This window comes from Olleya sp. Ti.3.14, assembly GCF_038154885.1.
Classification (GTDB): domain Bacteria; phylum Bacteroidota; class Bacteroidia; order Flavobacteriales; family Flavobacteriaceae; genus Olleya.
This window is the reverse complement of the sequence record NZ_JBAKAO010000009.1, coordinates 47,694-60,465: the sequence shown is the minus strand read 5'-3', so window position 1 is coordinate 60,465 and position 12,772 is coordinate 47,694. Positions and strand designations below refer to the sequence as shown.

The 12,772-nt window shown below is 32.6% G+C and carries 9 protein-coding genes; 6 read left to right on the top strand and 3 right to left on the bottom strand.

Features of this window, described 5'->3' with window-relative positions; translation table 11 throughout:
* Positions 1–20 precede the first annotated feature (20 nt).
* Entirely contained in the window at positions 21–1,589 is a 1,569-nt protein-coding gene (locus V6251_RS12370; RefSeq protein WP_341588456.1) for a hypothetical protein, read from the bottom strand.
* A 204-nt stretch (positions 1,590–1,793) separates the two neighbouring features.
* Between V6251_RS12370 and V6251_RS12365 the strand changes: the two genes are divergently transcribed.
* Both V6251_RS12365 and V6251_RS12360 read left to right on the top strand, forming a co-directional pair.
* Complete coding sequence (locus V6251_RS12365) at positions 1,794–3,347, top strand: FMN-binding glutamate synthase family protein (protein WP_341588455.1); 1,554 nt, start codon at positions 1,794–1,796, stop codon at positions 3,345–3,347.
* Positions 3,348–3,502: 155 nt separating this feature from the next.
* The gene (locus V6251_RS12360) at positions 3,503–4,021 is read left to right on the top strand and encodes a DUF7935 family protein (RefSeq protein WP_341588454.1); all 519 of its coding nucleotides are present in this window, start codon (positions 3,503–3,505) and stop codon (positions 4,019–4,021) included.
* A gap of 81 nt (positions 4,022–4,102) precedes the next feature.
* Here V6251_RS12360 and V6251_RS12355 read toward each other — a convergent pair whose 3' ends face one another.
* Positions 4,103–5,020 (bottom strand): patatin-like phospholipase family protein, encoded by a 918-nt coding sequence (locus V6251_RS12355; RefSeq protein WP_341588453.1) that lies wholly within the window; start codon positions 5,018–5,020, stop codon positions 4,103–4,105.
* A 1-nt stretch (position 5,021) separates the two neighbouring features.
* On the bottom strand, positions 5,022–7,028 hold the full coding sequence (locus V6251_RS12350) for a M1 family metallopeptidase (protein ID WP_341588452.1): 2,007 nt from the start codon (positions 7,026–7,028) through the stop codon (positions 5,022–5,024).
* Positions 7,029–7,653: 625 nt separating this feature from the next.
* Here V6251_RS12350 and recG point away from each other — a divergent pair.
* The 4 genes from recG to V6251_RS12330 all read left to right on the top strand — a co-directional run bounded on the left by recG (position 7,654) and on the right by V6251_RS12330 (position 12,715).
* A complete protein-coding gene (gene recG, locus V6251_RS12345) occupies positions 7,654–9,756 on the top strand; it encodes an ATP-dependent DNA helicase RecG (protein WP_341588451.1) in 2,103 nt (700 codons plus the stop codon).
* Positions 9,757–9,759: 3 nt separating this feature from the next.
* Positions 9,760–10,836 (top strand): flavin monoamine oxidase family protein, encoded by a 1,077-nt coding sequence (locus tag V6251_RS12340; RefSeq protein WP_341588450.1) that lies wholly within the window; start codon positions 9,760–9,762, stop codon positions 10,834–10,836.
* A 332-nt stretch (positions 10,837–11,168) separates the two neighbouring features.
* Positions 11,169–11,750, top strand: a complete 582-nt coding sequence (locus V6251_RS12335; protein WP_341588449.1) for a tRNA-(ms[2]io[6]A)-hydroxylase — start codon at positions 11,169–11,171, stop codon at positions 11,748–11,750.
* 80 nt (positions 11,751–11,830) lie between these two features.
* On the top strand, positions 11,831–12,715 hold the full coding sequence (locus V6251_RS12330) for a LysR family transcriptional regulator (protein ID WP_341588448.1): 885 nt from the start codon (positions 11,831–11,833) through the stop codon (positions 12,713–12,715).
* Positions 12,716–12,772 lie beyond the last annotated feature (57 nt).

The window sequence follows — 12,772 nt, the reverse complement described above, 5'->3', positions numbered from 1 at the left end:
TTGTTATTAATTATAAACAATCAATCATCTTTTTTACCGTCACCTGCCATAGCAGAGATTAAACCTGCTTGAGCATTTTTCCAAATAAAATTAAATATTGATTTAGTATTGTCGCGTTCTACTGTTTTAGTATTGCTGTTTCTAAAGTTATCTTTAGCGTCTTTGCTATCCTTTGAAACAAAAATGTTTATTATTTTGGATAATATTTTATTTTTTTCGTTACCGTTTTCTTTTAGTAAAATAATATCAAAATTAGTGTACTTTGTTTTTAAATCCACATTAGAGGTTACAGCATTTCCATCTATTGTAAAAAGTGTTTGCATTAGATTACCTTCTAATTTTAAATTTAAATTAGGTTGCATAAATTGGTTTAAATGGTCTGCTTGTAAGTCTCCTAAATTTGCTTTAAAAACAAAGCCATCATTAGGATCATTAACATCAAACGACCAATCCACCTTAAGTGGTGTGCTTTGCATAAAGTTACAATCTATTTTAATTTCTGTTTTTTTAGGATTTAATTTGGTATTACTTATGTGGTCTAAGCTTGCATTAAAGTCGCTAAAAGTAAGCTGACCTGCTGTTTTATCTTGATTAACTTTTTCTTGGTAAACAATTTTACCTTCCACAATATTTATATGTTTAATATCTAATTTAATATTAAGCGACCTTAACATTTTACTATATAGGTCTTTTTGTGTTAAGTCGTCCGCAACTAACTTATCTCTGTAAATTATAAAATCAGGCTTTGTAAAGGTGATTATATCTGTGCTAAATCCCGATAATATGGTATTATCAAACTTAAAATCATAATTATCAATACGTATTTCTGGAGTAACTAATTCAAAGTGATCACGCTCTGAAGTGATCACGTTTGATAATGCCAACTTATCATATTTTGTTTTTAAACTAAATCCAGATAAAGTCATTCTAGTATTATCTATTTTTAATTTATCAACACTTAAGTTTTCAAATTTGCTTATCTGATATTTTAAATTATTAGTGCTTAAAGTGCTAGATTTAAAATCGAAAAGCTTTGAAGACGCTAAATTATTATCAACAATAATCTGCGACATTGTAAAATCAAGATTGTTTGTGCTTAATAAAACGGAATCATTTTTGACATTAAAAACCTCAACTGAAGCCTTATTAACGCTAAGATTTTTAATATAAATTGCTTTTTTTATGTTTTTAAAAACAGACTCACTGCCTTGATCTGTATCAGCCAATGGGTTGTGGTAATAAGTTACTTTTGGACTATCAAAATTTAAGTGATCAAACTTTAAATTGTCATTAAATAAATAGTTCCAATAACTAAAATCTTTAATAGATAAACTACTTAACTTAACCTGAGCATTGATTTGATTTGTCGTCTTTCCTTTAACTGTCAGCAAAGGGGATTTTAAAGTAATATTACCCTGTAAAAGACTAACATCTAAATCGTCGTACAATAAAGATATATGCTCTGGTAAATTAACGATATAGTTTTTAAGTTTATTTTTAGCTATAGTATTTGCTATTACTAGCGATAATGTTGCCAAACCTATAAAGACAACTATTCCAATTACTATTTTTTTTCTTTTTATGCTCATACTATAAAGATAAAACTAACAATCTTAAGTACCTCAATTTTTAAAAATCTTTAAGAAAACTTAATTGATTAAACTATCAGTTAATTAGACAAACACTTCAAAGTTTCCTTATAAATCAAAAAAAATATTATGATTTATTTGTAAGATAAATAGTAACTAAAAATAGAGATATTCGTTACTTTTGAAAAAAACTGATTTTAAAACATGGATACATTAACAAACCTGATTTCAAACATTTCTTGGTGGCTTTGGATTATAATAGTGTTAGTTATAATAGCTATTAGAGACATTGTTCAAAAAAAACATACGATAAGTCATAATTTTCCAATTGTTGGACATTTTAGGTATATGTTAGAAAAAATTGGGCCAGAATTAAGACAATATCTTGTAGCTAATAACAGAGAGGAGCTTCCTTTTAATCGTATTGAACGTGGTTGGATTTATGCGTCTGCAAAAAAAGAAAATAACTACGAAGGTTTTGGTACTGATAGAGATATATACGCACATCAACATATATTTATTAATAACGCAATGATGCCTTATAAGGTAGAAGCTAATCATCCACACGCAACAGACATGTCGTTTTTACCTTGTGCTAAAGTTATGGGCGAATATAATAAACGTAAAAAACCTTTTAGACCAGGTTCTGTTATTAATGTATCTGCAATGAGCTTTGGCTCGCTTTCCGCGAAAGCGGTTGAATCTTTAAACAAAGGAGTTAAAATAGCTGGAGCCTACCATAATACTGGAGAAGGAGGTTTGTCTCCTTACCACAGTCATGGTGGAGACGTTGTGTTTCATTTTGGAACAGGATATTTTGGTGTACGTGCTGCAGATGGTGGATTCTCCATGGATAAAATGGTAAAATTAGTCGAAGACAATCCTTTTATTAAAGCTATTGAAGTAAAATTATCACAAGGTGCTAAACCAGGAAAAGGTGGTGTTTTACCAGGTGCAAAAATCACACCTCAAATTGCTGAAATCAGAGGTGTTGAAGTTGGTAAGGATGTATTATCTCCTCCTAACCACAAAGCGTTTAGTAATGTCCCAGAATTAGTAGATTTTATAGAAGCTATTGCTGACAAAACTGGATTACCTGTTGGTATTAAAGCTGCTATTGGTAAATTAGAACAATGGGAAGAATTGGCAGATATAATGGTTAAAACTGGTAAAGGTCCAGATTTTATTACTGTTGATGGTGGCGAAGGTGGTACAGGTGCTGCTCCACCAAGTTTTGCAGATCATGTTAGCTTACCTTGGGTTTATGGTTTTGGAGATTTATATAAATTGTTTCAAAGCAAAGGATTAAGCGAGCGTATTGTTTTTATTGGTAGTGGTAAATTAGGATTTCCTGCTAAAGCTGCTATGGCATTTGCTATGGGAGCAGATTGTATAAATGTTGCTAGAGAAGCTATGATGAGTATTGGTTGTATCCAAGCACAAGTTTGCCACACTAACACCTGTCCAAGTGGTGTTGCAACACAAAATAAGTGGTTGCAAAACGGAATTGATCCAACGTTAAAATCAGAACGTTTAGCACAATATTTTAAAACCTTTAGAAAAGAATTTATCGAAATAACACATGCTGCTGGTTATGAGCATCCATGCCAATTTAAAATGACTGATATTGAAGTTAATGTGGATGACCACAACTTATCTAAAGAGCTAGACAGCACATATGGTTACAAAAAAACTGTGGTTCCGTTTAACGGAATACAAAGCTTAAAAGATTGTCAATATTTAGGCGGAAAAGCTTAAAATACTACAAAGAGGTTTCAATCGAAACCTCTTTTTTTTATTACTATTTTAAACCTCTACAATTAAAACATTACACATCTTACCATAACAACATCAGTTTACTTGTACAATAATTTAAAACATATTAAGTTTGTTACTTAACTAAAATTTATCCCATGGAAGAACAGCTTTTAAACTTACTAATGTATACAGTCCCTTCAATAATTACAGGTGCAATTGCCTATCTGTTTTTTAGAGAGCACATGCAAAACGAAGAAGAGCGTCGTAAATTTGATATTATTAAAACCTTAAATAAAGAGTCACTTCCTGTTAGACTACAGGCTTATGAGCGTATCGCACTATTTTTAGAACGTATCTCTCCAAACAAACTTTTGTTACGTGTTGCTCCATTATCTTCAGACAAACAAGCTTATGAAGATTTACTTATAAAAAACATTGAACAAGAATTTGAACACAACCTATCACAGCAAATTTACTTAAGCAATGACTGTTGGACCATTGTTAATGCTTCAAAAAGTGCAACCATACAATTAATAAGAAAAGCAGGAATGAGTGATAAAATAGACTCTGCTAATAAGCTTAGAGAAACCATTTTAAGCGAAATGATTGACAAACCTGCACCAAGCAATGCTGGACTACATTATATTAAGAAGGAAGTTGGAGAAATGTGGTAACCACTTTTAAAAACTTAAAAAAGCCTTATCAATCGATAAGGCTTTTTATTTATGTGTAATATTAATTTTCTATTTTTTTAATTATGGTATTGGTACTGTAGAGCTATACTCGTCATGATTATCATATTTACCTTGTGCGTATAAATACCCTTGCAACCACCACTCTTCCATTAATTTTTTATTAAAAATCAATGAGTTTTCTGTCAACTTAGTTGGTGTATAATATAGATTTAACTTCACATTTCTGTGTTTTGCAGCCAGTTTTCCAATTGCAATATCTCCCTTTTCAACTTGATCCAATAAGTGACCAAACAAGTTTATCATTAACGAGAACGGGTTTTTACCCAAAACCTTATTGTATTCTAGGTTTTCACTTTCTAAAACAATAGCATCAACTTCTGTAGCACCTCGTAAAATAGCTTCCCTAATTGGGATTACACAACCTAAACCACCATCTGCATATTCAAAACCATCTTTTATCGCCAAGGACATAAACGGAATATAATTACACGATATCCAAACCCACTCGCAAAACTCTTCATAACTATAATCGTTAATAGACTTATACTCTACTCTATTTTTAGATAGGTTTGTTACAGTGACCACAACGTCTTCTTTAGTAGCTTTAATTAAATCATACTCTGCTTTAGTAAAATGCTCCTTGATATGTTTTTTTAGGTTTTTACTTTCGCCAAAGGTTCGTCTTCTTTTTATAAATTGTAAAGCAGTATTAAAATAGTTAATCGATACATATTCTCTGTCTCCTTTTTTCTTAATTACAAATGGATTTATACTAAAAATAGAATTCTGATTAACATGCGTGTAAATATCATAAAGCTTACCAATGTTTCCGGTTGCTAAATGCGGAATCAACAAACTTCCAGTAGACGTACCCAAAAACATATCATACTTTTTACCTTCCTGCTCTATTAAATGTTGCGCAACGCCACCTGCAAATGCACCTTTACTTCCTCCTCCAGATATAACTAATGCTTTCAAATTATTGTTTTTGGTTATCCTGCAAATTACTAATTATAGATTTATATTTTTCATTTTCAGATAACAATTCTAAAAGTTGTTTAGCAAAACTTTTAAACCTCCAATTATAATGTTTTGAAGCTTCTAATAAATTAACCAATGCTTTTTCATTAAACAAACCTAAACTTGCCAAAGTATCAAATGCGTTTTGCCTTAATGTAAAACTGTTTATTAAATCTGTGTATTGCACTAATTCATTATAAAAAACTTCAGTATTATTTGGTTCATAATCAGGAGTTGCAATAGCTAGCGCTAACCATAATACTCTAACATTATAATTATTAAAACCGTAAACCTTTTTAGTTTGGTCTAAATACAGGTTTCGCTTTCGCGGAAAATTAGCCCAGAGGTTATAAAGTGCAGCTTCAATAGTTGTATAGGATTTATCTTGTAACAAAGATTCGTATTCAGGTTGTAATGCTAACGGAATTTTGCGAACATATTGTGCTATAGCTTGCCTTACTTTTACAGAATTTTTAAAATCCTTAGCCTGAATCTTATTTGGCATTTGACTAACCACCTTAATCTTAGCATTATCAAATAAATAAGATGTTAAATAGTCCGAACATTTAGAAGAATACGCCTCACAATCAATTTGTAAATATCCATTTACAGCATCCGAAACCGATTTTAATTCCTCAATCATAACATCATATGGCATTAGCTTTGACTTTAACCAAAGATCAACAAAGTCTGTCAAATCCTGTCCCGAAGCTTTTTCAACTTCAACAATAAAATTTTCAGTCTCCACATTTTTAAAAGCATACGTATTCAAATAACTTTTAACAGCTTTTTTAAATGCCTTATCACCTACTCGCTCACGTAACATATGTAAAACCCAAGCACCTTTTTTATAAAACGTCGTGCTACTAGATTTTGGATCCAATAACATCGTGCCTTCTCCTGCTTTTTGCTGCTCCATTAGCTCCTCTGCGTACTCATAAAGCCTCCAATAGTAATAATCATCTCCAAACACATCACGCTCTGCTAAAAGTGCATAATACGTCGCAAATCCCTCTTGTAACCAATGGTGTGTTCCAGAGGTTTCTGTAACTAAATCTCCAAACCATTGATGTGCTAGCTCATGTGCATTAACATTAACGTAATTTTTATCGACAAAACTAATGTCATCAATCATAAAGTCATCACTAAAAATGGTACAACTGGTATTTTCCATACCAGAATACAAAAAGTCTTTAACTGGTACTTGTTTATAATTTTTCCAAGGATAAGACACACCAATTTCGTCTTCTAAAAAGTCAAACATTTGTTTTGTGTAACGGTAGGTAGGTTCTACTTTTAGCGAATCTTCAGGATAGTGATATAGTTCGATTGGTATTCCGCTTTTAGATGTGATAACCTGTTTATCATATTTCCCTACTGCTAATGCTACAAGATAACTTGACATAGGTTTTTGCATTTTATAAAACCATAAATTAGCCTCCTTTTGTGATAACTCACCATTATGAACACCATTAGCAATAACCTGATAATCTTTATCTGCTGCTATAGATAAATCAAAAACTATCTTATCATTCATATCATCAATACTAGGCAACCAATGACTTGTGTATTTTCCTTGACCCTGTGTCCAAATTTGATATGATGTAGCTTTGTCCACAAAGTACATAGCCTTTTTTGGGTTAACTTTATATTGTAATTTTAACTTATTGTTTTTTGATGGTTTAAACTCGCTTTTAATCCAAAGCTTGTTACCATCATTATAAACTTTGATTGTTTTAGAATTTAATAACGAATAATCCACCATAACATCTTTGGCATCCAAATAAATAGAGTCTGTTGGCTTTAAAATATCAAATGTATAATCAACAGAAGCTACAACTTGATGCGATTGATTTGAACGTAAATCTAATTCGGCATAAACAGAAGTAAAATCGACAATTTCAGTTTGTTGCGCTTTCGCGGAAAGACATAAAAACGTAATAAATAGCACTAAAAGATATCTCATAAGTAGATTTAAACAAGGATTAGACCAAAATACAATTTTTTGTCACGAGTTAACTCCTCTTTCTTTTGATTTACTTAAAGGGAAACAAAATTCATTCTCCTTTTTATAACTCAATATATAATAAAATCGGCATAAAACTAAGCACAACACGTAAGTTCGAGTGCTTAGACCTAAGGAAAAATATACAGACAACAACACACTACTCTTAACGCTTCTTGATACAATTTACTCGTACCTCACAAATCACTCGAAATGACAAAGCGCAGTAAAACACACACAACATTAAGCACAACTTGTCAGTTCGAGTGCTTCGACCTTAGGAGAAGTGTATCGAGAACCAAGCACTACTCTTAACGCTTCTTTATACAATTTGCTCGTGCCTTACAAATTACTCGAAGTGACGATACGTGATAATAACAGCATAACACTAAGTACAACACGTCTATTCGAGTGCTTCGACCTTAGGAGAAGTGTATCGAGAACCAAGCACTACTCTTAACGCTTCTCGATACAATTTGCTCGTGCCTCACAAATCACTGGAAGTGACGATTCGTGATAACTGTAACACACAAAGCAAATCAATTTAACTTTCACTTTAATTCAAAATAGATTAATTTCGTTGTCTATGAGTACTAACTTACAAACTCCAATAGATTACCTAAAAGGCGTCGGACCAAATCGTGCAGATTTGTTGCGCAAGGAGTTGGGTATTCATACCTATCAAGATTTAATAAATCTGTTTCCAAACAGATATTTAGATCGTACAAAATATTACAAAATCAACCAATTATTACCTAATGCAGCAGAGGTGCAAATTGTTGGAAAAATTGTAAAATTTGAAGAGATTGCCCAGAAAAGAGGCAAGCGATTAGTAGCCACTTTTAAGGACGAAACTGGCACTATGGAATTGGTTTGGTTTAGAGGTCAAAAATGGATTAAAGAAGGTTTAAAATTAAATGCAACTTACGTCATTTTTGGAAAAACAAACCTGTTTGCAAACAAGTATAATATGCCTCATCCTGACATAGAATTATTGTCGGAACACGAAGCCAATTTACGAAGTGCAATGCAAGCCATTTATCCTTCAACTGAGAAGTTAGCAAACCGAGGAATTAGCAATCGCGTGATGACAAAAATCATGCAAAATTTGTTCCTTGAAACCAAGGGTAGATTTATTGAAACTCTGTCCAAAAAACTGCTCTCAGAAAACAAATTAATTTCAAAATCTGAAGCCCTTTTAAATGTTCATTTTCCGAAGGATCAAACCGCACTTTCTAAAGCCGAATTTAGACTAAAATTTGAAGAGTTATTTTACATACAATTACAATTAATTCTCAAAAATTTAATTCATAAAACTAAAATAAAAGGGTTTCCATTTACAACTGTCGGAACACACTTTAATACGTTTTTCAAAAACCATTTACCGTTTGAATTAACCAATGCACAAAAACGAGTACTTAAAGAAATTAGGTCAGATTTAGGTAGCAATGCCCAAATGAATCGTCTTTTACAAGGCGATGTTGGCTCTGGAAAAACAATAGTTGCGCTAATGTCAATGCTTATGGCACTTGACAACGGTTTTCAAGCTTGCTTAATGGCACCTACTGAAATTTTGTCAGTACAGCACTATAATGGATTAATTGAACTATGCAGTGATTTGGAAATCAGTATTAAACTGCTTACAGGTTCAAGTAAAACTTCAGAACGAAGAGAAATACATAAAATGTTAGAAAATGGCGAATTAGACATACTAATTGGCACACATGCAGTTTTGGAAGACAAGGTTAAATTTAAAAATTTAGGTCTTGCAATTATTGACGAGCAACATCGTTTTGGAGTTAAGCAACGTGCTAAGCTTTGGAAAAAAAACACCCTTCCTCCTCACGTTTTGGTCATGACCGCTACTCCAATCCCTAGGACTTTGGCGATGTCAGTTTATGGTGATTTAGACATCTCTGTAATTGACGAATTACCTCCTGGAAGACAACCCATAAAAACAGTCCATAGATACGACTCAAATCGCCTAAAAGTTTTCCGTTTTATTCGTGACGAAATTGCAAAAAAAAGACAGGTCTATATCGTCTATCCTTTGATCCAAGAAAACGCCCAAATGGACTACAAAGATTTGATGGATGGATACGAAAGTTTGACGCGAGATTTCCCGATGCCAGAGTATCAAATTTCCATCGTTCATGGCAAAATGAAACCTGCAGATAAGGAGTTTGAAATGCAACGTTTTGTTAAAGGAGAAACACAAATTATGGTCGCAACTACAGTTATAGAAGTTGGTGTAAATGTACCCAATGCTTCGGTCATGATAATTGAAAGTGCAGAGCGTTTTGGACTGTCACAATTACACCAATTAAGAGGTCGTGTTGGACGTGGTGCAGAGCAAAGTTATTGCATATTAATGACCAGTCATAAATTGTCCGAAAATAGTAAAACTCGCATCCAAACCATGACTAGTACAAATGATGGTTTTGAGATTGCAGAAGTGGATTTAAGACTTCGTGGACCAGGAGATATTATGGGTACACAACAAAGCGGAATTTTAAATTTACGCATCGCAGATATTGTAAAAGATAACGACATTTTGCAACACGCGCGTTATTGGGCAAAAGACCTTTTAACTAAAGATCCAAGTTTAAGTAGTCCAGAAAATGCAATTATTTTAGAAACTTACCGACAAATGAGTAAGTATAAAAACATTTGGAATTACATTAGCTAAAACATGACTAAACAAGACACTGACGTACTTATTATTGGAGCAGGATTAACTGGCTTGACGCTAGCCTTTTTACTTAAGGACCTTAATATTAAAATAACTATTTTAGAAGCTAATACACGTATTGGCGGACGTATTATTACAAAACGCAATATCAATCAGGCATCAATAGATTTAGGCGCAACATGGCTTGTCCCACAACAAACCAATGTTTTACACTTACTTAAAGCACTAAATATTGACGTCTTTAAGCAATTTTACGGGTCAACAGCTATTTACCAGCCAGATCCAAACAAACAACCTCAACTGGTGCCTTTACCCAATAATGATTCGGTAAGTTACCGCATCAAAAACGGAACACAAACCTTAATTGAAACGCTTGCAAATCAATTAAAAAATACAAATATTATTACTGAGACAAGCGTTATTTCAATTCAGCTCAAAGCTAATTTACTAGAAGTACAAACCAGCAATCAAACCTATGTGTCTAAGTTTGTAATATCCACTTTACCTCCTGCTCTGTTTAATCAAAACATTAGCGTAACACCTAAATTACCTGACGTTTTTACAAACGTTTTAGCCAACACGCATACTTGGATGCATAACTCAATCAGAGCTGGTTTTACTTATAAAACCCCTTTTTGGAAATATCTACAAAGCAGCGGAACTATTTATGCCAATTCAGGACCTTTGCAAGAGTTTTACGACCATTCTAATGCTGAGCAATCAGTTTATGCTTTAAGCGGTTTTATAAGCTCTAATTTAAGCGATTTAAGCAAAGAGGAACGCAAACAACTTGCTTTAGAGCAATTACAAAGTTATTATGGCGATCAAGCAGTAGATTATCTAAGTTACGAAGAGTGTGTATGGAAAGACGAAAAACATACAACGACTACTGACAACAACTTTTTAATACCACAACAAAACAATGGACATCCAGTGTTTAAAAATGGGTTATTAGGTAATAAACTTTTTATTGCTGGAGCAGAAACCAGCCCTGTGTTTTCTGGTAAAATGGAAGCTGCTGTTAGTAGTGCAATACATGTTTTTAATTCGCTTAAAGCGGAAATTAATAGCTATTGAATTACTTCTCGATACAATTTGCTCATGCTTCACAAATCATTCGAAGTGACGTAATGCAACAGAATCTACTTAACATAAATCACACAAACGTAAACACCTCTCGTCAGTTCGAGTACGACGACCTAAGGAGACGTGTATCGAGAACCCATTTTGAAACAAACTTCTCGATACAATTTGCTCATGCTTCACAAATCACTCGAAGTGACATAATGTAACAGAATCTAATTTGGTATTAACCAAATGAAAAGACATTACTTTAATAGTATAAAATATAATTATCTTTGCGCAACGTTTACAAGCACAAAGCCAAAACCTAAAAGCGCACTACAATTATGCTACACCTAAAACTAGAAACCGATCCACGTTGGGTTACCATTGCAGAATCTAATTTAGAAGAAATACTTACAGACCACGCTTGGTGTGAGCAAAAAGCAGCCACTAACGCGATTACTATTATTACCCATAACTCAGAAAAAGTAGACTTAGTAACAGAACTTTTAGAATTAGCTAAAGAAGAATTGGAGCACTTCCAGATGGTACATGAAATTATAAAAAAACGAGGTTATACTTTAGGTCGTGAGCGCAAAGACCATTATGTAAATGAGCTTTATAAATTTATGAATAAAGGCGGAAGCAGACTGCAGTCTATGGTTGATCGCTTACTGTTTTCTGCAATGATTGAAGCGCGTAGTTGCGAGCGTTTTAAACTATTATCAGAACGTATAAACGACGAAGAACTTTCTAAGTTTTACTATGACTTGATGGTTAGCGAAGCAGGACATTACACGACATTTATCACTTTTGCAAGAAAATATGGTCAAGACATTGATGTTGATCAACGCTGGAAAGAATTGGTTGAGTTTGAAGGCGAACTAATTAAAAGCTACGGAAAAAGCGAAAGCATACATGGCTAATTAAAACTGATCAGCATTATTGTAAAATGTTTTAAAAGTAAAAAACAGCAATAGCAATTTTAAATATACGTCAAAAATTAATGAAAACTAAACTACATATATTTAAAATCGTTGCTAAACACTTAAGTTTCACTAAGGCTGCAGAGCAACTCTATTTATCCCAACCTGCAATTTCAAAAGCCATAAAAAACTTAGAGCAAGACTATAAAACCACTCTATTTATTAGAAAAAGGAATTCGATTGAACTTACTGCTGAAGGTAAATCCTTTTTAATTTACGCTAATAAAATATTGACTATTTATTCCGAAATGGACGAACGATTTCTTCTTAAAAAAGAAAACATTCCCGATTTTATCCATTTTGGAGTTAGCACCACAATTTCCAATTACATCATACCCAAAACGATAGCTAAATTTAGGGCTCAATACCCAGAAACCAAATTTAATATTATCAGTAATAATTCTGAAACCATAGAAAATTTAATTCTAAATGAAGATATCGACTTTGGAATCACCGAAGGAAATAGCGCTAATCCCAAATTACATTTTGAAAAGTTTATAAAAGATGAAATTGTACTAGTTACAAATGCTAAAAACTACAGTTTCCCGAAAGGTAGTATTGACATAAACACGTTACAAGACTTACCTATGATTGAGCGTGAAACTGGATCAGGAACAAAAGAAATTATCGATGCTTTTTTATTAAAAAATAATATTGGTAAGCTAAATAGCGTCGTATCTTTTAATAGCACTGAAGCTATTAAAAGTTATTTATTAAACTCTGATCATTACGCCTTGTTATCGATACACTCCATTACAGAGGATTTAAAAAATAATAAGCTTAAAATTATAGATATCAAAGATTTGGATATTCAACGCTGGTTTTACTTTGTAAAAAGGACAGGATACCTATCTCATACTTTTGATTACTTTAAAAAAATAATACGTTTTAATTATAACTTTTAGTTATAGATGATAACTATTTACATTGCTACAAAGTTATTATCTACACCTATTTTTGTA